We start from the raw sequence: 22,870 nt of genomic DNA on the forward strand, positions 1-22,870 counted from the left end.
GTAGTTTACATATCATAATGGGAAAATATCGTACGAAAGGGAGCATCGCTCTCATCATTACAGGAAGTGTCCTGATCCTTGTTCTGACAGGTTTATATTGGGGACGCAACGGAATTCTCTGCCGAATGGTTGGCAAGCGGATACTGCGCACCGAACAAAAATACGGATTATCCATCCGCTACGATGCCTTGCGAATGAAAGGGCTGAACGAAATCGAGCTGAGCAATCTTTCCGTAGTCCCTGACAAGCGGGACACCCTCCTCACCCTGCATGCCCTGAACATGCGCCTCAGCTTCTGGAAACTGCTACGCGGAAAGATCGAAGTACGCAACGTAACCGCCGACCGGCTGAAAGTTTCATTTATCAAAGCAGACAGCACAGCAAATTATGACTTCCTCTTCCTGAAAAAGGAACAGGAGGTACCGGCCGGTTCGGCACAAGCCGACTATGCCCACAGAGTGAACAGGATACTGAACCTGCTCTATGGTTTCTTACCCGAAAACGGAACACTGCGTCAAGTCGACGTCAGCGAACGGAAAGACCGTAACTTCGTAGCCATCCGCATCCCGCAATTAAGCATACGGCAAAACCATTTCAACTCCGATATCGAAGTACAGGAAGATTCGGTAAGCCAACATTGGACCACCTGTGGAGAGGTAAACCGAAGCCACCACACGCTAAAAGCCGAACTTTATGCACAGCATAAAGAGAAAATCGCCCTCCCCTATCTCAAACGCCGTTTCGGTGCGGACATTCGCTTGGATACCCTTACCTATAGCCTGACTGAATCGGAAGGAAACAGCGGTCAGATTATATTGACAGGACAAGCAGCAGTCAACGGACTTGAAGTGTATCACAAAGCTCTTTCCCCTCAAACAGTCAATCTGGACCGCGGACAAATATCCTACCGGGTGCTTGTGGGTAAAGAGTTCGCCGAACTGGACAGCACAACCTTGGTGCAATTCAACCAGATGCAGCTTCATCCTTATCTGAAAGCTGAGAAGAGAGAACACCAATGGCACTTCACAGCAGCTTTAAACAAGTCCTGGTTTCCGGCAAACGAACTCTTCGGCTCGCTCCCCAAAGGACTATTCAGCAATCTGGAAGGGATAAAGACGGACGGCGAACTGTCCTATCATTTCTTGCTGGATGTGGACTTTGCCCTACCGGACAGCCTGAAGCTGGAATCGGAACTAAAAGAGAGAAACTTCCGCATCGTGAAATACGGAGCCATAGACCTTGGTAAAATGTCGGAAGAGTTTATCTATACGGCTTACGAAAACGGACAGCCGGTACGCACTTTCCCCATAGGCCCCTCTTGGGAACATTTCACGCCACTGGACAGCATCTCTCCACTATTGCAAATGTCTGTGATGCAAAGTGAAGACGGAGCTTTCTACTATCACCGGGGCTTTCTTCCCGATGCCATGCGTGAAGCATTGATACAAGACCTGAAAGTGAAACGTTTTGCCCGTGGGGGAAGTACCATCACCATGCAGCTGGTAAAAAACGTATTCCTGAACCGGAACAAAAACATCGCCCGGAAACTGGAAGAAGCCCTGATCGTCTGGTTGATAGAAACGGAACGTCTCACTTCCAAAGACAGGATGTACGAAGTATATCTGAACATAGTGGAATGGGGGCCGCTTGTCTACGGAGCACAGGAGGCTGCTGCCTACTACTTTAAAAAACGCCCGTCTCAACTGACAGCCGAGGAGTCCATCTTCCTGGCATCCATCATTCCGAAGCCCAAGCATTTCCGAAATTCGTTCACCGGTGACATGAAACTGAAAGAAAACCTGGAAGGCTATTATCGATTGATAGCCGAACGACTGGCAAAAAAGGGAGTTATCAGCGAAGCGGCGGCCGACAGCATCCGTCCGGAGATAAATGTGACCGGCGAAGCAAGGAAAGACTTGAGGAGAGACAGCATACAGTAATTTATCAGATACCCAAAGCAGAATAGGGGGAAACTCACCACAGAGGACACAGAGTAACACAGAGTGAATTTTAAGTCATTGATTAGTAAAGTTGTTAATCTGTGATAATCTATTTGGTGAAAAGGCTTTTGACACATCCCCATCCTAACTGATTTATCTGCAAAGAGAGCATTTACCGACACAGAACCGTTATTTCTTTGTTAAGTCCCCCTATACGAAGGGTATTCAGCAAACAATTCCACCGCAAAAAGTGTTTCATTGTACATTTTTTAGCCGTTTGCTATGGTAATTCAAAAATTATCACCATCTTTGTGGTGAACTACAACATTCTCTCGCTTGGAGAGCAAGACATAGAAAGCATTCTTTGTCTAACTTTAGCTACGGGCATAATTTATTTATGTCCGCAGCTTCTGGATAAAAGACGGCTCTGCCCCCGTGTCTGATACCGTAATGGGTCAGCATATATGCTTTTCTTGCTCTGCAATGGAATGATGTAGTTCAGCGGGTCAGCAGGGCCGTTCATTCTTCCCTGCCCGATATACGTTTGAGCTATGGGCAAACAATCTACTATCAAAATCTTGTCTTTCCACCGGCGCAGAACCAACGCAAACGGTTGGTATCGGTTGGATTTTATTTTTCAGCGAGGTAAAAAGATTCTGCATTATACACTCTCTACCCGGGATTACGAATATGCAGAGTGTTTCTGTTCACCTTCCCATATCGAACGTGCAGACATGATTGTCTTTGTAGCCGAACTTCTTTTAGAAATTCATAAAGTGAAATATTCGTGCCTGAAACGTACACCAAGCCAGGCGTATGCCACTTCCAAATATATATCCCGGATCAATCAAATATGCAAAAAGAATCATTATCACAAAACGCCTGTCATTATAGACGGGCTATAGTACTTTGATCTTTCATAATAAATTCTCTTTTATAATTGACTTTAAATCTAAATCCGACTCACCAAACCAGTTAACTCGTCGAACCGCTGCCACTCTACCCCCCGGAGGACAGCGGTTCTTTTTCTTTCATTTAACCAGTTCACATGAATCGTTTCCCTATTCCATTTCATGTTTAATAATCTAATTATCAATATTTAATCATTCATGTCGGTATCTTTATCTCGTCCCGTATACCCGGGCTCATGGGCACGCCTGCCCGGAACCGGATGCAGATTGCACCATTTCCGGTTAAACAACAAGGGAAAACGAAATGCTTTAAGAGGTGTATTTGCTTAAGCAACGCGTATCTTTCGGCTGATGACCAGCATTTTACGCCTTATTTTCGCCTTAAAACAGTAGGTGGAAGATGGAAGATACGGGTGGAAGATAAAGGGCTGAAAAATGCGATCTTCCACCCGGATATTTCTTTGATTATTAGAGTGATAAACTCAAAAAGATGGAAGGTGGAAGATCGAAATGCAGACAAATAAAATTCGTCGAACTGACGTTATTTATCCCGGCTCCCTCTTTCCGACGAGCGGGAAGAAGAACTACGGCTACTGCCTGAAGAAGAATTTCCACTGCTGCGTCTGCTTGAAGAAGAACGCTCAGAGACTGAACTTCGGGTGCCATTATTACTCTTCACCCTCTCCTGGCTCCGGCTACTACTGCGTCTGCTATCCGTACGTTCAGGAGTCACCCTATTGGGAGTTGCTGAACTCCTCGGAGTCACCCTGTTTTTATCTCGTGAGGCAGAACTTTCCCTCCGCACATCATTCCTCCGCACATCATTCCTCCGCACATCATCTCTCCGTGCCGAATTAGGACGTATAGTTACCGTACCGAAATCGGAACGACGGTGCGTGTTATAATTCCGGTGATCTCTTATGCTGTGGGAACCGGAATAGAAATCATGCCGGTAACGTCCGCGATAATAGCTGTTATGATAGTGCGTACGATAGTGTCCGCCGCAATAACTGCTATAGTGGTAAGGCTTTCCGAAATAGAAGTGGTTATGGTTTGTATACCGGATATAGACCCGGAAGTTCCAGCCTCCGCCCCCGGCATAAATCGGTCGATAGAAATAATCCACCCCTATAAAACGGCTATATTGTGAAGCCGTCAGCACCCATCGTAAGTCATCGTTACGAATATCCAACGTGCGATAGTATTTATCGAGCGCCCACTCTTCTCCCCGCATCACATCGTCCATCAGGTAACGGATGGAGTAAACAAAATCATAATTGATTTCGTATACATCATTATATTGTCCCGTACTCAGGTTCAATTCATAGGCCATCTTGTCTGTAAGGAAACGAGTCTCCTTACGAATGCGGCTATTGCTCATGGCAGCCATGCTCACACTACTTACAGCAGTGATTCCGATGGCCAGAAAGAATATCAGTATTCGTTTCATATCTCAAGTCTATTTAGTTCTATTATAATTCTTCACAAAGTCCCTCACATTACTTTGATTCGACAGGAAGTCCAGTTCATCTACCGCTACGGAGAAGTTATCTTTATCCACCACACTCGGGTAAAGTATCTTCAGCACCTTAGTGCGGTCATCATCAAAGCTATAAAGTTTTATCAGTCTACGGCATTGCTCTGAAGTAAACCCGGTAGAACTCGCTGCTTTTTCGATAAAGTCCGTCCTGTCCGAGTCGAATGTTTTACTCTTTGCATCATTCAGGAAGCGGGCAAACTCATCATTTCTCATGGCCCTATAGCTATAGGAAGGCCCCACTTCCGAAGCGGAAACTGTACCGCCAATACCTAAAGAGAAAGACGGAGCGGGAGGAACAGTGGGTGCACCGTCCTTGAACGAATCCAGCCCTACGACACGGTTGTCTATAAAGTTAATGCAAATCACCGAAGGCCCTGCTTTAGAAAGGTACCCACGATATTCCCACTCTTCCATGCCTCCATCAAAGCGTCTGTAGTTCGGTTCACCAAGAATGGTTTTCACCTCTTGTTGCGTCATTCCTTTCTGAATACCCATCAGTTGGCTGTTCCTGAAATCTGCCAACAGGCTGGCACAACTACTCATGACAACGAGCAAGAGTAACATTGCTGAAACATGTATCTTTTTCATAATTAATATTGGTTTTAGTTACGTTGACTATGGTATTTTCTCACAAATTCGTTCATCTTATTCTTATCGGACTGAAAGGTCAGACTCTCAATAACCAGATAAAAATTCGGTTTATCAACAATCCGCGGATACATGGCCTGCATCAGCTTTATTTTTTCACTGTCGAAACTGAACAACTTAACCAACTGGAGGCATTGATCGGAAGTAAAGCCGGTAGAGACAAGCGTAGTCTCGATCAGTTTATTGCGGTCAGAATCGAAAGGCTTATCTTTCACTGTTCTCAGAAAGCGGTCGAACTCTGCACGGTTCATCACCACATCATATCCGTATCCGGGACGTGACGGACGGTCGGGGTAATCAGGACGGTCCGGACGGAAATCGGGACGATTGTCTCTACCTACCCGGATATCCCGTATGTTCATACCGGGATTTGACACCCATTCCTGAAACAACAAATCTCCTTTCACACTCTGTCCGGTGCGCGGGATATAGCGCGCGGCATATACCTCTATGCGGTGTCTGCCCGAATAGTTGGCTATGAAGCAAGTCTCTGTCGGCGTGCATATCTGTTCGCCATCCATAAAGACAAGAATCGCCTCACCTGCACTCTGGATATTTATTCCGCTGATTCTTCCGGCTTGTGCCATAAATGCAGCCAGCAAGAAACAAAGGGTTATGATTACTTTTCGCATATCGTTTAGTTTTTATTGTTTTTAATATCACAAAAATAGGGTGAGGAAACTCCCCACCCTAATGATTCTGTCTATTCATACGTAGGGTTTTCCCTATTCAGTTTAGGGACGAACCAACTCGATTCCGTCTTCGTGGAGCAGGATCAGACGTTTCTTATATAAGTCGCCAACGGCTTTCTTGAATGTCTTCTTACTGACACCGAAAACATCGTAAATCTCTTCGGCAGGGCTCTTGTCATTCAATCCAATCCGTCCGCCGTGGTCTGCAATATAGTGGTAAAGTGTTTTTGAGAAATCATCAACTTTCTCAAAACCGGGTTTCTGGAGAATCAGGTCTATCTTGCCGTCTTCGCGTACCTGCTTAATATATGCTTTCAGCGTATCGCCCGTATGTAAGGTCTGAAAGATCTCACTGTCATACAGCAAACCACTGTACATATTCTCAATGATCGCCTTAAACCCAAGGTCCGTCTTCTGCCAGATAAGTATGTTCACCTCTTCGCCCGGCTGATAAGGAGCTTTCTCTTTGGACAAATAGCGGTCTACCTTGGCTGAAGCTACGATGCGGAAACTTTCATCGTCAATGTAGGCATGAATGACGTATTTATTCCCTACCTGCATCTTCATCTTCTGCTCGCTGAAAGGAACAAACAAATCTTTCATCAACCCCCAGTTAAGAAAAGCTCCGAACTGGTTGACCCACGATACTTCCAGACAGGCAAACTCCCCTACTTGTACCAAAGGTGTCAATGTAGTGGCTATTAACCGTTCTTCATTATCCAGATAAAGGAAGACGTTCAACCAGTCTCCCACCTTACAATCTTCGGGTACATAGCGGGTGGGCAACAGGATTTCTCCCTCTTCTCCGCCATCCAGGTACATACCGAAATCGACCTGCTTGACTACCTCAAGCTGGTTGAATTTTCCTAATTCAATGCTCATAATCTTCATTCTGTTTACTGCAAAGATAAATAAAAAACAGACGTAAGAATGATTAGCCGCCGAAAAACATATTGCCGCATCTGCTTGTTATCATTGGCAAATGATAACTTTTCATTATAGCGCAAAACTTTTTTCGATAAACAACCTGCACATAAACAAGTTATCTTTGCATCGGAAACAAAAAAACAAAGCAATTGTCGAATTAAAAAAGATATAAATTATGGAATTCTTAACCAACGAAAAACTTACGATTGTAGGAGCTGCCGGAATGATTGGCTCTAACATGGCACAGACTGCCTTAATGATGAAACTGACTCCGAACATCTGCCTGTACGACCCCTATGCACCCGCTTTGGAAGGTGTGGCCGAAGAGTTGTATCACTGCGCGTTCGAGGGGGTAAACCTGACCTACACTTCAGATATCAAAGAAGCTTTGTCGGGAGCCAAATACATTGTGTCATCCGGTGGTGCTGCCCGTAAAGCAGGCATGACCCGTGAAGATTTACTGAAAGGTAATGCAGAAATCGCCGCCCAGTTTGGTAAAGATATCCGCCAGTATTGCCCGGATGTGAAACATGTGGTCGTAGTGTTCAATCCTGCCGATATCACCGGACTGATTGTATTGCTCTATGCCGGCTTGAAACCGTCGCAGGTATCCACACTGGCCGCTCTGGACAGTACCCGCCTGCAAAACGAACTGGTGAAGTACCTCCATATCCCCGCATCCGAAATTGTAAACTGCCGTACATATGGCGGCCACGGAGAACAGATGGCCGTATTCGCTTCTACCACCAAAGTACAAGGTGAAGCGCTTACTAAAATTATAGATACTCCACGCATGCCTATGCAGGATTGGGAAGACCTGAAAGTACGTGTCATCCAAGGTGGAAAACATATCATCGACCTGCGCGGGCGCTCTTCATTCCAAAGTCCGGCCTATCTGTCTATCGAAATGATTGCAGCAGCCATGGGCGGACAACCTTTCCGCTGGCCGGCAGGAACGTACGTATCCGACAAAAAGTTCGATCATATCCTGATGGCAATGGAGACTTCTATCACGAAAGAAGGCGTAAGCTATAAGGAAGTACAAGGAACTCCCGAAGAACAAAAAGAAATGGAAGAAAGCTACGCTCACTTATGCAAACTGCGTGATGAAGTGATCGCTATGGGCATCCTTCCGGAAATCAATAAATGGCATGAACTGAACAGGCATATTAACTGATGACATCATACAAAGTTTAATTAGTTGGGATACTGCCTGTCTGCTACGTGCAGACGGGCAGTATTTTTTAGGTATACTGATTCCTAAACAGTTATTTTGACTTACTTTCGTCAGCTGCCTCCAATTGTTTATAATATTCCTCTTTCTCTTTGTTCTTTTTTTGAATCAGGCTGGTGACATAAACCGTAAAGATCGGGAACATCATCATACCCAGTGCCGCCAGCAACACCGAAAGTACACGTCCCGTCACAGTGACAGCAATAATATTGGAACCTACCGTAGTCACATCCATAAATGCCCACCAAAGCGCATCTCCGTAACCGGTTACCAGAGGATTGACCTTGTGTTCGAGTACAAAAAAAGCCAGGCTTGAAAAGTAAACAGTAGCAAGCAACATAGTCAGATAGGAAACAAATAGTCCGGAAGCCTTATTATAAGTAAGCCACCCCACCACAATAGCCATCGCATAGCCACCTCGAACCAAAGGAACAAAACGAATCATATAAGTCACTTCGGGTGAAAAAGTCCATCCCATATAGGATATAATATTCTGGTAAGGTATCGCCACCAACAAAAAGATGAAATGCGTACTGAGATAGTGCCACTTATTTTTTGAAAGAAACAACTCGAGAATGAAATCGAACAGAAATAAGACACAAATCCATAGCTGAACTTTCATATAAACCGATTGGGTATAAAAAGGGATACCCTTAAACGTATCTATCGAGATGCTGATGACCAGAAATAGGGAAAGCAGCAGGATGATGACATGTAAAATGCCGTAAATCCCTTTCTTCCGCAAAGCAAAATCAGAAAGAGCCATTTTCATAAGCGCTGATATTTTATAGGTTATTTAATTATGCAGAAGGAACAAGAGTCCTACACGATTTGTTTGATACCCACCCGAATTCAATGGAGGAACCGGTGATTTCACTCTTCACCGATGTTAATTAACCAAGTTTGACGTTAGTAAACTGAAACATCTCACGTTAAACGTTGTTATAGACACTGACTTAAAAATATTTTTCACTTAAAACCTTAACTTATGGCAAATATTAAACAAGCAGTGAAACTAGGGGTATTCACCCTGGCGATCATGAACGTAACGGCAGTCGTATCCCTACGCGGACTTCCTGCCGAGGCCGTATATGGAATGAGTTCGGCCTTCTATTATCTTTTCGCAGCTATCGTATTCCTTATTCCGACATCACTCGTTGCGGCGGAATTGGCTGCCATGTTCCAGGACAAACAAGGTGGTGTATTCCGTTGGGTAGGCGAAGCGTACGGAAAAAAATTGGGATTCCTTGCCATCTGGGTACAATGGATTGAAAGTACGATCTGGTATCCGACTGTATTGACATTCGGTGCTGTATCTATCGCTTTCATCGGAATGAATGATGCACACGACATGACACTGGCCAGCAACAAATACTATACACTGGCCGTTGTGCTTATCATCTATTGGCTGGCCACCTTCATCTCACTGAAAGGTATGGGATGGGTAGGTAAAGTAGCTAAAATAGGTGGTATGGTGGGAACCATTATCCCCGCTGCCCTGCTGATTATCCTGGGTATTGTTTACCTGGCATCCGGAGGGCATTCCAACCTTGACTTCCATAGCAGTTTCTTCCCCGACCTTACGAATTTCGATAACGTGGTATTAGCGGCAAGTATCTTCCTCTTTTATGCCGGTATGGAAATGGGCGGTATCCACGTAAAGGATATGCAAAACCCTTCAAAAAACTATCCAAAAGCTGTATTTATCGGTGCACTTATTACCGTAATCATCTTCGTATTGGGTACATTCTCACTGGGTATCATTATCCCGGCCAAAGATATCAGCCTGACACAGAGTTTACTTGTTGGCTTCGACAACTATTTTAGATATATCCATGCATCCTGGTTATCACCGATCATCGCCATTGCCCTTGCATTCGGTGTGTTGGCAGGTGTATTGACATGGGTTGCCGGTCCGTCAAAAGGTATCTTTGCCGTAGGTAAGGCCGGTTATATGCCTCCGTTCTTCCAGAAGACCAATAAACTGGGTGTACAGAAAAATATCCTGTTCGTTCAGGGTGGTGCTGTTACCGTATTGAGCCTTCTGTTTGTGGTTATGCCTTCCGTACAGAGCTTCTATCAGATCTTGTCACAGCTGACAGTTATTCTTTATCTGGTGATGTACTTACTTATGTTCTCCGGTGCCATTTACCTGCGCTATAACATGAAGAAAGCTAACCGTCCGTTCCGTATCGGTAAAAAAGGTAACGGCTTGATGTGGATTGTCGGCGGCCTTGGTTTCCTCGGTTCATTGCTGGCGTTCATCCTCAGCTTTATCCCACCCAGCCAGATTTCTACAGGTAGCAACACTGTATGGTTCTCTGTATTGATTATCGGCGCTTTGATCGTTGTGATTGCTCCGTTTATCATTTATGCAGCCAAAAAGCCATCATGGGCTGACCCGAACAGTACTTTCGAACCGTTCCACTGGGAAACACAAGCTAAACCGCAAGTTGCTCCGGCAACAGCAACTACCGCCGGTCCGGCAACAAGCAGCACTACCACTGCCGGCAGTACAACTTCTGCCCCATCGGCAGGTTCCGGCTCTGTTTCATCTGATAAGGACACGCCACAGAAACAAAGTTAAAAGAGACTATCTACCTGAATGAAAGAGGTTGTATCCGAAAGTTTATTCTATATTCTACCGGATACAACCTCTTATTTTTCATAAATCTGCTCAGGATTTCAAAGGAAGGGTAAACCAGAAGGTAGATCCTTTTGTCACTTCCGATTCGACTCCCATTTCTCCCCCCAGATTCTGTACGATAGCTTGTGAAAGAGTCAGTCCCAGCCCTATTCCGGGTACTTCATGGTCCAACTTGGTAAATCGGTCGAATATTTTATCTTGTTCCTCGGCCGGAATGCCAATACCTGTATCAGAAACATAAAAGTAGATTTCATTCTCTGCCCTGAATTGGCAACCGAAACGAATCTCACCGCACCGGATGAATTTCATCGCGTTATACACCAAGTTTGTCAGCACCTGCACGATACGGTTCCGCTCAGAATAGATCATCAACTCCTCTATCCCGACTTCGCAAATCAACCGCACTTCGGGATTATCTTTCAAACGGATATCAAAAACACCGTGCAAACCACGTAGCAGGTCGTTTACGTCAAATTCGGAGTACTCAAAGTCCAGTGTTCCCGATTCCATCTTCGAGAGATCGAGTATGTTGGTCACAATCTGCAACAGCCGGTCATTGTTCTCCGCCACAATGTCCAGATACATCTTCTTCTCCGCCTCGTCCGTCGTCGAGGCCAGAAGACCGGAGAAACCGACAATCGCATTCAACGGTGTACGGATTTCATGGCTCATATTAGCTATAAAGGCGGTTTTAAGTTTCTCGGCAGAGATAGCATTTTCTTTTTCAATGCTCAGCAGGCGCTGGGTATTCTTGAGATCGGTGATATCATAAATGGTAAGCATCAGTTGCTCCCGGCCTTCCGTGTTGAGATAGATACCGGAGACGGAGACGTCACAGGGAATAATCTGTTGGTGATCAGGGCTGAACAACCTCATCGAAGCCTCCAACTTGTGGAAGTCCTTTTTATCGCTAAATGCCTTCTCAATAGTATTACGAACCGCGCATAGCTTACAATTCTCGTGTAGCCCGCATCCTTCGCCCCGAACAGCATTTTTGCACTTCAGCAAATCGCCAACCTTGCCAGAAACATCGTTTGCCGGAATCCCGTTTAAATCGTAATAGTTTGTTCTCTGTACCGTGAAGTCACGGTCTATCAACATGAAGCAAGCCCCCATACTACGCAAAATGCGCTCTGACTCTCCTCTTTTAATCAGCCACTCGCTGTTCTGCTGATCGGTCTTCTTCCGGAAATGCACATATCCGGCACTAATAAAGAAAAGAAGGATAGCAATAATAATGTAAGTTGTCATACACTTCTAACTGTAAATCGGACTTATATCGTTTGTTTTGTTTCGGAATGCGGATAACGGCTTAAACCGTCCCGCCATTCTGCGGGTAAAGATAAGGAAAATAGTGTAATACATATCGCAACAACAAACGTTTATTTCGTAAGCCGGACTCCTTTTTTCCAGAGCCTCCTCCGGGAGGAGTCAATGTGTCACTCTGACAATTTGTATTTTGAACCCCTCTTCCACCCCGCTGCATCCAAGCACAAGAGAGATCCCTGCAAAAGAAACGATTACAGAGGGTTCAGCCTTTTTCAGACAGAAAGCAATCTCTCCCCTTTTTAGAGCGAAACGATGCGGCAGAACCGAAAGTTGCGTCCTTACAGAAACGATTTCGAACGATCAGCAGCTTTCGGTCACTTTCCATCTAAGCGGAATACGGAAGCTATTAAGTTGAAAACAGACCATCAAACGAGACATTTCCAAAGAAAACATGCTTCATTTGGAAAGAACAAAACTTTTGTTCACAAAGAATTAAGGTTTTGTGTGAGGAAAACAAAGGTTTTGTATCGGGGAAAGGCACTCTTTCCGGTAGCTTATTTGCATATTCATACCTTATAAAAAGTGTATTCAGCCGTTTATTACACATTTTTATTCACTTCCATTTTCTATAAAGAATACTTCTTTCGTATTTGCATGTTAGCAGAAACCGTAAATACGTAGCATTTTAACCATAAAATCTCTTTTGAGCTATCATCATGCGCCGAAACGGAATGGCTTCTTAAGAGCAGTTTTAACAAAAAGATTAGATTTTCTTTGCCAAACTATTGCAGTATTAAAAATAATACCTATCTTTGCACCCGCAATCACAAAGGTGCCATAGCTCAGTTGGTAGAGCAAAGGACTGAAAATCCTTGTGTCCCCGGTTCGATTCCTGGTGGCACCACTTTGTAAGCAGCGGAATGTAGCGCAGTTGGTAGCGCACTACGTTCGGGACGTAGGGGTCGGGCGTTCGAGTCGCCTCATTCCGACAAGGCGACAAACGAACAAAATCGGTTGTCGCTTTTTCTTTTTCACCTTCACAAACCGCTGTAAACCTGCGAAAAATCCTCAAAACTTCATTTCCTGTTTCTGTTCGATAATGACCACTTTCCTTGTCGAAGAAAAGAGTTCACCACAGATTACTCAGTTTACACAGAGAAGAGATTCATTGGATTAATAATCTAAATATTACAAAAAAACGGGAACTACCAGCCGGCCTATCTTGGTGTGTAGCAAAATTAAAGGATGGTAGCTCCCAGACTCTTTACCTTATTTCTATCATGCCAACTCCTTTTTCTCTTTGAGCGCACGCTGTAATAAATCTACCAGTAACTCCGATTCTTCACGATTGAATGCCACAATTTCGCTTCCATCGATTCTAATTACAAACAGATCAGAGACACCCGACCTCTGATAAGTTTCGATTTTATCGACCGTTAACTCTTTAGCTGAAAGCATAATTGACCTCCCTTCTGTCTTTCTGCATGGGAATAGTTAAATACTGACCTCGAACGAGGCGAATGGAAGGAGTACCGCCATTGGGACGGTGGGTAAGACATGGATCACTTTCCTGAAGCGTGGTGGAAAGTTCATTGAAGAAGCTTTGAAGCTTCGACATCGGCATTTGCCCGGATTGGAATTTCTTTTTCATACGAATCATTGTTTGACTTTTAGGCATAAAAAACGGTTGCCTTTTCCCGTGTCGTCAAACAATGATTCGTAATCCCGAAGGCTTAAGAATTGGGAAAGAGGGCAACCGCCATTTCATATTTAACACTCCCGTGACATCACGGAAATGATAGGGTATGGACATAAAAAAAGCCCATCCGATTTCGTTGAGCAATTAACCGAAGCTCTGCGGGATTAATTATAATCATTGTTTGACTTCTGCAAAGATGGCAAATAAACTTGAATTTACAAAAAGAAATAAGCTTTTATTAACTTAGACTCCCTTCGTTGCATTATCCAATAGAATGTTATTACCTTTTGGATAAGTTTTATTCCGAAAACGCAGACCCGAAAACATACCTTTTCAGCATTTAGGCAACTGAATTGCTTCTCCCTTGTTCAAAGATAGATATTTTGACCTGTGTCCTCTGAGTTTCTGAATTTGCATTTCTTGTTCCGGTTCAGCTAAGTTTCAGAATTACACGTCAAAGATAAGCACAATCAAAGTTACAGTATATTTTAGACAGAAAAGAGTAGCAAGTACATAAAAAAAGCCCCCACTCAGCGTGAAGGCTTTTTCATTTTAAAGACACGTTTTTAAAAGCGATGCTTCCTCAAAAGGAGAGCACTTTTCTTTATTCGTTCACTCAAATCAAGCAAACTATTTGATAATAACTCAATTTCTTCGTCAGTAAAGGATGCAGCCTTGTTGTTGACGTGGTATCCGTTCATACGTTGGCTAAACCAAGAACGTGACTTCTGGAAGTATTCTTCCGCTATATATGACCAAGTAACAGCCGGAACTATATCGTTCAACGCTTGCTTGAAATCATATTCATCAATTAACGCTTGTGACTGGTCAATTGTTTCCTGAGCCTTGTGCTGGAGGGATTCAGCATACTCCCGCATTTCCTCTTCCGTTTTTCCCGACAGCGTTTGGGCTATCTTACTCCGGAACTGCTCCCGTTGCTCATCAGTATCCAACTGGAGAAACTCGCTCAATAAATTATCAATCTCTCTATTTGTTTCCATAACAATCAGTATAATTTAGTTTTTTAAAGCACCCCCTCAATACATGAGGGGGTTAATGTTAACCTTTCAGTTTTTTGAGGAGAACTATCAACTTATCCAGTTGAATATCGATCAACCTCTCCAACTCTCTTCGTGGATATCCTTGCTTCAGCAATTCCTCCTCATTCAGAGCATAAAACAGCAAGCATCGCTTTACATATTCTATGTGAGCCTTTAGCTCTTCCTGATTGTCAAACATCGCTTTAAAAACGTAATGCAAATATAATAAACTTTTGTTTATTAGCAGAGTCCTTACAGATAAATCTTCCTTAGAATTGGTTATTTAACACTTACATAGCCCGAAGCTAATAAATCAGCCAGAAAGCACTCAGGAGAATTAGCAAAAATGGCGTTCCCCGATTGGTCACGATATCGACCGACAAAGATCTTCCTTATTTCCACGCCCCCTTGGGAGGAGAACACTCTTTGAAATTCTCCTCTGCGACAATAACCATTCACCGACATCCGCCTCCCCCGCCATTTCGGCAATCCTTCCCTCAAACTGGCTCTTCCATTCAACTACTTTATGCACTAAACACAATGTTTATGTATAAAAAGAGTAAAAAAACAGCTTTTTATGCATACTATTTCCAAAATATTGCATACTTTTGCGCCATTCTTAGAATAATTATACAAGATGAAGAAGAAAGCAAACCGGTTAGACGCCATCAAAATGATTATCTCCAGTAAGGAAGTAGGTTCACAGGAAGAACTCTTGCAAGAATTAGGTCAGGAAGGATTCGAACTGACACAAGCTACTCTTTCACGTGACCTGAAACAACTGAAAGTGGCCAAAGCTGCCAGCATGAACGGAAAATATGTATATGTATTGCCCAACGACATCATGTACAAACGTGTCGGCGACCAGAGTGCCAGTGAAATGTTGATGAACAATGGCTTCATTTCCCTTCAGTTTTCCGGAAATATCGCAGTAATCAAAACTCGCCCCGGCTATGCCAGCAGCATGGCTTACGACATCGACAACCGTGAATCTGACACCATTTTGGGAACAATTGCCGGAGACGATACCATTATGTTGGTGCTACGTGAAGGGGCAACACCCACTGCCGTACGACATTTCTTGTCTCTCATTATTCCGAATATCAACTAACTAACAACAATTATACTCTACACTAAATCAACAATGGACACTCAACAAATAGATGTTATGGTAGCCGACGCCTCGCATGAGGTTTACGTTGACACTATTTTGGAGACAATCAGAAACGCAGCAAAAGTACGCGGAACCGGAATAGCAGAACGTACACACGAGTACGTAGCCACCAAGATGAAAGAAGGAAAAGCAATCATAGCTCTTTGCGGAGATGTATTTGCCGGATTTACCTACATTGAATCATGGGGAAACAAGCAATACGTTGCTACATCAGGATTGATCGTACACCCTGACTTCCGGGGATTAGGACTGGCCAAACGTATTAAACAAGCCTCTTTTCAATTGGCCCGTTTGAGATGGCCCAGAGCTAAAATATTCAGTCTGACCAGCGGCGCAGCCGTAATGAAAATGAATACGGAATTGGGATATGTACCGGTCACTTTTAACGAGCTGACCGATGATGAAGCCTTTTGGAAAGGATGCGAAGGGTGCATAAACCATGAAATACTGATGGCGAAGGACCGTAAATTCTGCATCTGCACCGCCATGCTATATGATCCGACAGATCCTCATAACATAAAAAAAGAACAAGAAAGAAATAACATTTAAAATATACAGCACTATGGAACAGAAAAAGAAAGTAGTGGTTGCATTCAGCGGAGGTCTCGATACCTCTTTCACTGTAATGTACCTGGCCAAGGAAAAAGGATATGAAGTGTATGCAGCATGTGCCAACACAGGTGGCTTCAGCGAAGAACAACTGAAACAGAATGAAGAGAATGCCTACAAACTGGGTGCTGTGAAATATGTCACACTCGACGTCACTCAGGAATATTACGAAAAAAGTTTGAAATATATGATATTCGGTAACGTACTGCGTAACGGTACCTATCCTATTTCTGTCAGCTCCGAACGTATTTTCCAGGCATTGGCCATCGCACGCTATGCGAAAGAGATCGGTGCGGAAGCCATTGCACACGGTTCGACAGGAGCCGGCAACGACCAGATTCGTTTCGACATGACATTCCTTGTCATGACTCCGGGCGTAGAAATTATTACACTGACCCGTGATATGGCACTCAGCCGTCAGGAAGAAATCGACTATTTGAACCAAAACGGCTTCGAAGCAGACTTTACAAAACTAAAATACTCTTATAATGTCGGACTATGGGGTACTTCTATCTGCGGCGGAGAAATTCTGGACAGTGCACAAGGATTGCCCGAAACGGCTTACCTGAAGCAAGTAACGAAAGAGGGAAGTGAACTTCTGCGCCTTGAATTTAAGAATGGTGAACTTCACGCCGTGAATGGAGAAGTGTTCGAAGATAAAATTGCCGCCATCCAAAAAGTGGAAGAGATAGGTGCAGCTTACGGTATTGGCCGTGATATGCATGTAGGTGATACCATCATCGGTATCAAAGGACGTGTAGGATTCGAAGCCGCCGCCCCGATGTTGATCATCGGCGCACACCGTTTCCTTGAGAAATACACATTGAGCAAATGGCAACAATATTGGAAAGATCAGGTAGCTAACTGGTATGGTATGTTTCTTCATGAAAGCCAATACCTGGAACCGGTGATGCGTGATATCGAAGCAATGCTTCAGGAATCACAACGTAATGTGAACGGTACAGCCATCCTTGAACTCCGCCCGTTGTCATTCTCTACTGTCGGTGTAGAATCACAAGACGACCTGGTAAAAACCAAGTTTGGTGAATATGGAGAAATGCAAAAGGGTTGGACAGCCGAAGATGCAAAAGGCTTCATCAAGGTGACTTCTACCCCACTACGTGTTTACTATGCTAACCATAAGGACGAAGAGGTATGATAAAAGCAGGAATCATTGGTGGAGCAGGATATACAGCAGGCGAACTTATCCGCCTGCTTATCAATCATCCCGAGACTGAAATCGTATTTATCAACAGTACCAGTAACGCCGGAAACAAAATTACTGATGTGCACGAGGGACTTTACGGAGAGTGTGACTTGACTTTTACAGACGAGCTTCCGTTGGAAGACATCGATGTACTGTTCTTCTGTACTGCTCATGGGGATACGAAGAAATTTATGGAAAGCCATAATATTCCGGAGGAACTGAAAATTATAGACCTTTCAATGGATTATCGCATAGCTTCACCGGATCATGACTTTATTTACGGCTTGCCGGAACTAAATCGTCGTGCAACCTGCACAGCAAAGCATGTAGCTAATCCGGGATGTTTCGCAACTTGCATCCAGTTGGGACTGCTCCCGCTGGCAAAACACCTGATGCTAAATGAAGACGTAATGGTAAACGCCATTACAGGAAGCACGGGAGCGGGAGTAAAACCCGGTGCAACCAGTCATTTCAGCTGGCGTAACAACAATATGAGTGTGTACAAAGCTTTCGAACACCAGCACGTTCCTGAAATCAAGCAATCGCTGAAACAACTCCAGAACAGTTTTGATGCGGAAATTGATTTTATCCCTTATCGCGGCGATTTCCCTCGCGGCATCTTTGCCACTTTGGTAGTGAAAACAAAAGTAGCATTGGAAGAGATCGTACGCATGTATGAGGAGTATTATGCCAAAGATTCGTTTGTCCACATCGTTGACAAAAACATAGACCTCAAACAGGTGGTAAATACCAATAAATGTCTGATTCACCTGGAAAAACACGGCGATAAATTACTGATCATTTCTTGCATCGACAATTTATTGAAAGGTGCATCCGGGCAGGCTGTCCACAACATGAACCTGATGTTTAATCTGGAGGAAACGGTAGGCCTGCGCCTCAAGCCCTCTGCATTCTAAGAAGAAACAATGAACTTATTTGATGTATATCCACTTTTCGATATAAACATAGTAAAAGGAAAGGGTTGTCGCGTTTGGGACGAGAATGGAACCGAATACCTGGATCTTTATGGAGGCCATGCCGTTATCTCTATCGGACATGCTCACCCCCACTATGTTGACATGATTAGCAAGCAGGTGGCAACCCTGGGCTTCTATTCAAACTCCGTAATCAACAAGCTGCAACAACAGGTAGCCGAACGTCTCGGAAAAATATCCGGATATGAAGATTATTCCCTATTCCTGATAAACAGTGGTGCCGAAGCAAATGAGAACGCATTGAAACTGGCTTCGTTCCATAACGGACGTACCAAAGTGATCTCTTTTGGAAAAGCTTTTCACGGACGCACTTCATTAGCGGTCGAGGCCACAGATAATCCTAAAATTATAGCTCCGATTAATGCCAACGGACACATCACCTACCTTCCACTAAACAACACAGAGGCTGTGAAAGCCGAATTGGCAAAAGGAGATGTTTGTGCTGTCATCATTGAAGGCATACAGGGAGTTGGCGGTATCAAAATACCGACTCCCGAATTCCTGCAAGAGCTCCGTAAAGCCTGTACAGAACACGGAACAATCCTGATTCTGGATGAAATACAAAGCGGTTACGGACGTAGCGGCAAATTCTTCGCTCACCAATATGCCGGAATCAAACCGGATATTATTACAGTTGCCAAAGGAATCGGAAACGGATTCCCGATGGCCGGAGTGCTGATCAGTCCTATGTTTACACCCGTATATGGCATGCTTGGAACAACTTTCGGGGGCAATCATCTGGCTTGCTCGGCTGCATTGGCAGTAATGGATGTCATCGAACAGGAGAATTTAGTAGAAAATGCAGCCAAAATCGGCTCCTATCTGCTGGAAGAGCTGAAAAAATTCAAGGAGATCAAAGAAGTGCGCGGATGCGGATTAATGATCGGAATGGAATTTGACCAACCGGTAAAGGAAATCCGAAGCCGCCTGATTCACGAACAAAAAGTATTTACCGGTGCCAGCGGTACGAACGTAATCCGATTGTTGCCTCCTCTCTGCCTCAGCAAAGAGGAAGCCGATGAATTCCTCGCCCGGCTAAAAAAAGCACTCGGTTAATAATCAGCATCCTTATAAGGAAAGTGAAAAAGTGAAAATACCTGCCACGTTTGCTCGTATTTTCACTTTTTACTTATACCTTTGTCAGAAACAGACTAAATAATTATATAATATGAAAGTAGCTATCATTGGTGCAGGAAATATGGGGGGCTCCATTGCCTGCGGACTGGCAAAAGGTAAGCTGATTCCGGCTTCCGATATAATAGTATCCAACCCCAGCATTGGAAAGCTGGAAGCACTAAAGAAAGAGTTTCCTTCTATTGCTATCACTCGCAATAATGCTGAAGCTGCTACTGGTGCTGATATCGTGATTCTGGCTGTGAAACCTTGGCTGATCAGAGGTGTACTCCGCGAAATGAAACTAAGAAGCAAACAGATTCTGGTCTCTGTTGCCGCCGGTATCAGTTTCGAGCAATTGGCTCATGATGTAGTAGAACCCGAGATGCCAATGTTCCGTATTGTCCCCAATACAGCTATCAGTGAATTACAAAGCATGACACTGATTGCTTCGCGAAATGCCGGTCAAGAATTGGAAACACTGATGGTCAATCTATTCAGCGAGATGGGTATGGCAATGATTTTGCCGGAAGACAAATTGGAAGCGGCTACCGCCTTGACTTCCTGCGGCATCGCTTATGTACTGAAATATATTCAGGCTGCCATGCAAGCGGGCATCGAAATGGGAATCCGGCCATCGGATGCCATGGATATGATTGCCCAATCTGTAAAAGGTGCCGCCGAACTGATACTGAACAATGACACCCATCCGGGCGTTGAGATCGACAAAGTGACTACACCCGGCGGAATTACCATTAAAGGCATCAACGAACTGGAGCATAATGGATTTACCTCTGCCATCATTAAAGCAATGAAAGCATCAAGATAGTGGCCGGACGCTGTAATCACAAAATATAAAACAAATAATCACTAAACACTAAAATTAATATGGACGACCAAATTAAACAAATAGCAGAACGTCTGCGCGGATTACGTGACGTACTCGAACTGACGGCCGAAGACATCGCCCGTGATTGCGAGATTTCAGCGGAAGAATACCGCCTCGCGGAAACGGGAGATTACGACATTTCAGTGAGTATGCTGCAAAAAATCGCACGTAAATACGGAATCGCTCTCGACGCTCTGATGTTTGGCGAAGAACCCAAGATGAGTAGTTACTTCCTGACCCGCGCAGGAAAAGGAACCAGTATTGAACGCACAAAGGCTTATAAATACCAGTCACTGGCAGCAGGTTTTATGAATCGGAATGCCGACCCGTTCATTGTAACTGTCGAACCCAAACCCGACACCGAACCGATACACTATAACAGTCATAGCGGGCAGGAATTCAACCTGGTACTTGAAGGCCGCATGATGATCAGTATAGACGGAAAAGACTTGATATTAAACGAAGGGGACAGCCTGTACTTCAATTCAAAACTACCTCATGGAATGAAAGCACTCGACGGGAAAACAGTACGTTTCCTGGCAGTAATCATGTAATTATTTAAACAAACAAGATGATAGATAGATTTTTATCTCAAACTTCCTTCAGTTCACAGGAAGACTTTGTGAAAAACTTAAAGATACACGTTCCGGACAACTTCAACTTCGGATATGACATAGTGGATGCCTGGGCTGCCGAACAACCAGACAAACCGGCTTTACTATGGACTAATGACAAAGGTGAACACCGCCAGTTCTCTTTTGCGGATATGAAACAATATACTGACCGGACAGCCTCTTATTTTCAGAGCCTGGGCATCGGACATGGTGACATGGTCATGCTGATATTGAAGCGGCGCTATGAATTCTGGTTCAGCATCATTGCCCTGCACAAACTGGGGGCAGTCGTTATTCCGGCTACGCACCTGCTAACCAAGAAAGACATTGTATACCGTTGCAATGCAGCCGACATAAAAATGATTGTGGCTGCCGGAGAAGAAGTGGTCACCAAACACATTATAGATGCTATGCCGGACTCTCCTACTGTAAAGCATTTAGTTAGCGTAGGCCCCGAAATACCCGAAGGATTTGATGACTTCCATCAGGGCATCGAGCATGCGGCGCCTTTCGTAAAGCCGGAACATCCGAACACCAACGATGACATCTCACTGATGTACTTCACCAGCGGAACAACCGGAGAGCCTAAGATGGTTGCACACGACTTCACTTATCCATTGGGGCATATCGTAACCGGTAGTTTCTGGCACAATCTGAAAGAAAACAGCCTCCATCTCACCATTGCCGACACCGGCTGGGGAAAAGCAGTGTGGGGAAAGCTATACGGACAATGGATTGCCGGAGCAAATGTATTCGTGTATGATCATGAAAAGTTCACTCCTGCCGATATATTGGAAAAGATACAAAATTACCATGTCACTTCACTCTGTGCCCCTCCCACCATTTTCCGTTTCCTCATCCACGAAGACCTGACGAAATATGACCTTTCGTCATTGGAATATTGCACCATTGCAGGTGAAGCCTTGAATCCGGCTGTTTTCGACACATTCAAAAAGTTAACAGGCATCAAACTGATGGAAGGCTTCGGACAGACCGAAACCACACTAACAGTAGCCACTTTCCCGTGGATGGAACCCAAACCGGGAAGTATGGGTGTACCCAATCCGCAATACGATGTTGATCTGATCGATTACGAAGGACGGTCGGTAGAAGCCGGAGAGCAAGGGCAGATCGTAATCCGGACTGACAAAGGAAAGCCACTGGGACTGTTCAAAGAATATTATCGGGACGCCTCGCGTACACACGAAGCATGGCACGATGGAATATACTACACTGGCGACGTAGCCTGGAAAGATGAAGACGGTTATCTATGGTTCGTGGGACGCGCCGATGACGTAATCAAAAGTTCCGGTTACCGTATCGGTCCGTTCGAAGTGGAAAGTGCATTGATGACACATCCCGCCGTAGTAGAATGTGCCATAACCGGCGTTCCCGACGAAATACGCGGACAGGTAGTGAAAGCTACCATCATTCTGGCCAAAGAGTATCGTGAACGCAAAGGGGAAGATCTGGTAAAAGAGCTCCAGAATCATGTGAAGAAAGTCACAGCCCCTTATAAATATCCACGCGTCATCGAATTTGTCGACGAATTGCCTAAGACCATTAGCGGTAAAATCCGACGAGTGGAAATTCGGAAGAATGACGAGAAATAATCATGTCTCAAAAACAACAAAAAACAATCAAATACGAAATGGAACAAACGTTTGCAACAAAAGTGCTATAATCTGAACAGAAATTGTTCTTAAATGAACAAACAACCTG

At 44.4% G+C, this 22,870-nt stretch carries 22 protein-coding genes and 2 tRNA genes; 14 read left to right on the plus strand and 10 right to left on the minus strand.

The features are described 5' to 3' along the window. The first annotated feature begins 17 nt into the window (after positions 1–17). Positions 18–1,940 (plus strand): biosynthetic peptidoglycan transglycosylase, encoded by a 1,923-nt coding sequence (locus FDF36_RS15510; RefSeq protein WP_220391944.1) that lies wholly within the window; start codon positions 18–20, stop codon positions 1,938–1,940. A gap of 551 nt (positions 1,941–2,491) precedes the next feature. Continuing rightward, entirely contained in the window at positions 2,492–2,845 is a 354-nt protein-coding gene (locus FDF36_RS15515; RefSeq protein WP_005778857.1) for a hypothetical protein, read from the plus strand. Between the two features lie 547 nt (positions 2,846–3,392). On the opposite strand, the gene FDF36_RS15520 is transcribed toward FDF36_RS15515, so the two are convergent. The 4 genes from FDF36_RS15520 to FDF36_RS15535 all read right to left on the minus strand — a co-directional run bounded on the left by FDF36_RS15520 (position 3,393) and on the right by FDF36_RS15535 (position 6,613). After that, complete coding sequence (locus tag FDF36_RS15520; protein ID WP_220391945.1) at positions 3,393–4,301, minus strand: hypothetical protein; 909 nt, start codon at positions 4,299–4,301, stop codon at positions 3,393–3,395. Between the two features lie 9 nt (positions 4,302–4,310). Continuing rightward, positions 4,311–4,979 carry a proline and serine-rich protein 1 family protein gene (locus FDF36_RS15525; RefSeq protein WP_220391946.1) on the minus strand — a complete coding sequence of 223 codons (669 nt, stop codon included), beginning with the start codon at positions 4,977–4,979 and terminating at the stop codon, positions 4,311–4,313. A gap of 14 nt (positions 4,980–4,993) precedes the next feature. After that, positions 4,994–5,671 (minus strand): proline and serine-rich protein 1 family protein, encoded by a 678-nt coding sequence (locus FDF36_RS15530; RefSeq protein WP_220391947.1) that lies wholly within the window; start codon positions 5,669–5,671, stop codon positions 4,994–4,996. A gap of 102 nt (positions 5,672–5,773) precedes the next feature. Next, positions 5,774–6,613 carry a CvfB family protein gene (locus FDF36_RS15535; RefSeq protein ID WP_005810722.1) on the minus strand — a complete coding sequence of 280 codons (840 nt, stop codon included), beginning with the start codon at positions 6,611–6,613 and terminating at the stop codon, positions 5,774–5,776. 220 nt (positions 6,614–6,833) lie between these two features. On the opposite strand from FDF36_RS15535, the gene FDF36_RS15540 reads away from it, so the two are divergent. Continuing rightward, entirely contained in the window at positions 6,834–7,835 is a 1,002-nt protein-coding gene (locus tag FDF36_RS15540; protein WP_220391948.1) for a malate dehydrogenase, read from the plus strand. 91 nt (positions 7,836–7,926) lie between these two features. Here the strand turns inward: FDF36_RS15540 and FDF36_RS15545 are convergent, their stop codons facing one another. Beyond that, positions 7,927–8,664: a potassium channel family protein gene (locus FDF36_RS15545; RefSeq protein ID WP_220391949.1), complete on the minus strand. Its 738-nt coding sequence runs from the start codon at positions 8,662–8,664 to the stop codon at positions 7,927–7,929. Positions 8,665–8,880: 216 nt separating this feature from the next. Here FDF36_RS15545 and gadC point away from each other — a divergent pair, with 216 nt between their 5' ends. Next, positions 8,881–10,479 (plus strand): glutamine/gamma-aminobutyrate antiporter GadC, encoded by a 1,599-nt coding sequence (gene gadC, locus FDF36_RS15550; RefSeq protein ID WP_220391950.1) that lies wholly within the window; start codon positions 8,881–8,883, stop codon positions 10,477–10,479. 90 nt (positions 10,480–10,569) lie between these two features. On the opposite strand, the gene FDF36_RS15555 is transcribed toward gadC, so the two are convergent. Continuing rightward, positions 10,570–11,790, minus strand: a complete 1,221-nt coding sequence (locus FDF36_RS15555; protein ID WP_220391951.1) for a sensor histidine kinase — start codon at positions 11,788–11,790, stop codon at positions 10,570–10,572. An 849-nt stretch (positions 11,791–12,639) separates the two neighbouring features. On the opposite strand from FDF36_RS15555, the gene FDF36_RS15560 reads away from it, so the two are divergent. Together FDF36_RS15560 and FDF36_RS15565 are read left to right on the plus strand one after the other, a co-directional pair. After that, positions 12,640–12,712 (plus strand) — tRNA-Phe (locus FDF36_RS15560). Positions 12,713–12,724: 12 nt separating this feature from the next. After that, a tRNA-Pro gene (locus FDF36_RS15565) sits at positions 12,725–12,797 on the plus strand. Positions 12,798–13,086: 289 nt separating this feature from the next. On the opposite strand, the gene FDF36_RS15570 is transcribed toward FDF36_RS15565, so the two are convergent. From FDF36_RS15570 to FDF36_RS15585, 4 genes are all read right to left on the minus strand, one after another. Then, positions 13,087–13,266 carry a hypothetical protein gene (locus tag FDF36_RS15570; RefSeq protein ID WP_193683192.1) on the minus strand — a complete coding sequence of 60 codons (180 nt, stop codon included), beginning with the start codon at positions 13,264–13,266 and terminating at the stop codon, positions 13,087–13,089. Then, positions 13,253–13,486 carry a hypothetical protein gene (locus FDF36_RS15575; protein ID WP_252734183.1) on the minus strand — a complete coding sequence of 78 codons (234 nt, stop codon included), beginning with the start codon at positions 13,484–13,486 and terminating at the stop codon, positions 13,253–13,255. Before FDF36_RS15575 ends, FDF36_RS15570 begins: the two co-directional genes overlap by 14 nt. Before the next feature lie 587 nt (positions 13,487–14,073). Then, entirely contained in the window at positions 14,074–14,508 is a 435-nt protein-coding gene (locus FDF36_RS15580) for a DUF5053 domain-containing protein (protein ID WP_193683191.1), read from the minus strand. 58 nt (positions 14,509–14,566) lie between these two features. Further along, a complete protein-coding gene (locus FDF36_RS15585) occupies positions 14,567–14,746 on the minus strand; it encodes a hypothetical protein (RefSeq protein ID WP_259281456.1) in 180 nt (59 codons plus the stop codon). A 438-nt stretch (positions 14,747–15,184) separates the two neighbouring features. On the opposite strand from FDF36_RS15585, the gene argR reads away from it, so the two are divergent. From argR to FDF36_RS15625, 8 genes are all read left to right on the plus strand, one after another. Beyond that, on the plus strand, positions 15,185–15,658 hold the full coding sequence (argR, locus tag FDF36_RS15590) for an arginine repressor (protein WP_005796492.1): 474 nt from the start codon (positions 15,185–15,187) through the stop codon (positions 15,656–15,658). A 33-nt stretch (positions 15,659–15,691) separates the two neighbouring features. Then, positions 15,692–16,270 (plus strand): GNAT family N-acetyltransferase, encoded by a 579-nt coding sequence (locus tag FDF36_RS15595; protein ID WP_005784400.1) that lies wholly within the window; start codon positions 15,692–15,694, stop codon positions 16,268–16,270. 13 nt (positions 16,271–16,283) lie between these two features. Next, complete coding sequence (locus FDF36_RS15600; protein WP_220391952.1) at positions 16,284–17,489, plus strand: argininosuccinate synthase; 1,206 nt, start codon at positions 16,284–16,286, stop codon at positions 17,487–17,489. Beyond that, a complete protein-coding gene (gene argC / locus FDF36_RS15605; protein ID WP_005796494.1) occupies positions 17,486–18,454 on the plus strand; it encodes an N-acetyl-gamma-glutamyl-phosphate reductase in 969 nt (322 codons plus the stop codon). The genes FDF36_RS15600 and argC overlap by 4 nt, the downstream gene beginning before the upstream one ends. A gap of 9 nt (positions 18,455–18,463) precedes the next feature. Beyond that, positions 18,464–19,588 carry an aspartate aminotransferase family protein gene (locus FDF36_RS15610; RefSeq protein WP_220391953.1) on the plus strand — a complete coding sequence of 375 codons (1,125 nt, stop codon included), beginning with the start codon at positions 18,464–18,466 and terminating at the stop codon, positions 19,586–19,588. 112 nt (positions 19,589–19,700) lie between these two features. Beyond that, a complete protein-coding gene (gene proC, locus FDF36_RS15615) occupies positions 19,701–20,474 on the plus strand; it encodes a pyrroline-5-carboxylate reductase (protein WP_220391954.1) in 774 nt (257 codons plus the stop codon). A 59-nt stretch (positions 20,475–20,533) separates the two neighbouring features. Beyond that, a complete protein-coding gene (locus FDF36_RS15620) occupies positions 20,534–21,088 on the plus strand; it encodes a helix-turn-helix domain-containing protein (RefSeq protein ID WP_220391955.1) in 555 nt (184 codons plus the stop codon). 17 nt (positions 21,089–21,105) lie between these two features. Then, on the plus strand, positions 21,106–22,761 hold the full coding sequence (locus tag FDF36_RS15625; RefSeq protein ID WP_220391956.1) for an AMP-binding protein: 1,656 nt from the start codon (positions 21,106–21,108) through the stop codon (positions 22,759–22,761). Positions 22,762–22,870: the final 109 nt, after the last annotated feature.

The organism is Bacteroides fragilis (genome assembly GCF_019583405.1).
GTDB lineage: Bacteria > Bacteroidota > Bacteroidia > Bacteroidales > Bacteroidaceae > Bacteroides > Bacteroides fragilis_B.

Coding starts and splice junctions, on each gene's coding strand:
- FDF36_RS15510 (WP_220391944.1), top strand. CDS start 18: ATGGGAAAATATCGTACGAAAGGGAGCATCGCTCTCATCATTACAGGA.
- FDF36_RS15515 (WP_005778857.1), top strand. CDS start 2,492: ATGGGCAAACAATCTACTATCAAAATCTTGTCTTTCCACCGGCGCAGA.
- FDF36_RS15520 (WP_220391945.1), bottom strand. CDS start 4,301: ATGAAACGAATACTGATATTCTTTCTGGCCATCGGAATCACTGCTGTA.
- FDF36_RS15525 (WP_220391946.1), bottom strand. CDS start 4,979: ATGAAAAAGATACATGTTTCAGCAATGTTACTCTTGCTCGTTGTCATG.
- FDF36_RS15530 (WP_220391947.1), bottom strand. CDS start 5,671: ATGCGAAAAGTAATCATAACCCTTTGTTTCTTGCTGGCTGCATTTATG.
- FDF36_RS15535 (WP_005810722.1), bottom strand. CDS start 6,613: ATGAGCATTGAATTAGGAAAATTCAACCAGCTTGAGGTAGTCAAGCAG.
- FDF36_RS15540 (WP_220391948.1), top strand. CDS start 6,834: ATGGAATTCTTAACCAACGAAAAACTTACGATTGTAGGAGCTGCCGGA.
- FDF36_RS15545 (WP_220391949.1), bottom strand. CDS start 8,664: ATGAAAATGGCTCTTTCTGATTTTGCTTTGCGGAAGAAAGGGATTTAC.
- gadC (WP_220391950.1), top strand. CDS start 8,881: ATGGCAAATATTAAACAAGCAGTGAAACTAGGGGTATTCACCCTGGCG.
- FDF36_RS15555 (WP_220391951.1), bottom strand. CDS start 11,790: ATGACAACTTACATTATTATTGCTATCCTTCTTTTCTTTATTAGTGCC.
- FDF36_RS15570 (WP_193683192.1), bottom strand. CDS start 13,266: ATGCTTTCAGCTAAAGAGTTAACGGTCGATAAAATCGAAACTTATCAG.
- FDF36_RS15575 (WP_252734183.1), bottom strand. CDS start 13,486: ATGCCTAAAAGTCAAACAATGATTCGTATGAAAAAGAAATTCCAATCC.
- FDF36_RS15580 (WP_193683191.1), bottom strand. CDS start 14,508: ATGGAAACAAATAGAGAGATTGATAATTTATTGAGCGAGTTTCTCCAG.
- FDF36_RS15585 (WP_259281456.1), bottom strand. CDS start 14,746: ATGTTTGACAATCAGGAAGAGCTAAAGGCTCACATAGAATATGTAAAG.
- argR (WP_005796492.1), top strand. CDS start 15,185: ATGAAGAAGAAAGCAAACCGGTTAGACGCCATCAAAATGATTATCTCC.
- FDF36_RS15595 (WP_005784400.1), top strand. CDS start 15,692: ATGGACACTCAACAAATAGATGTTATGGTAGCCGACGCCTCGCATGAG.
- FDF36_RS15600 (WP_220391952.1), top strand. CDS start 16,284: ATGGAACAGAAAAAGAAAGTAGTGGTTGCATTCAGCGGAGGTCTCGAT.
- argC (WP_005796494.1), top strand. CDS start 17,486: ATGATAAAAGCAGGAATCATTGGTGGAGCAGGATATACAGCAGGCGAA.
- FDF36_RS15610 (WP_220391953.1), top strand. CDS start 18,464: ATGAACTTATTTGATGTATATCCACTTTTCGATATAAACATAGTAAAA.
- proC (WP_220391954.1), top strand. CDS start 19,701: ATGAAAGTAGCTATCATTGGTGCAGGAAATATGGGGGGCTCCATTGCC.
- FDF36_RS15620 (WP_220391955.1), top strand. CDS start 20,534: ATGGACGACCAAATTAAACAAATAGCAGAACGTCTGCGCGGATTACGT.
- FDF36_RS15625 (WP_220391956.1), top strand. CDS start 21,106: ATGATAGATAGATTTTTATCTCAAACTTCCTTCAGTTCACAGGAAGAC.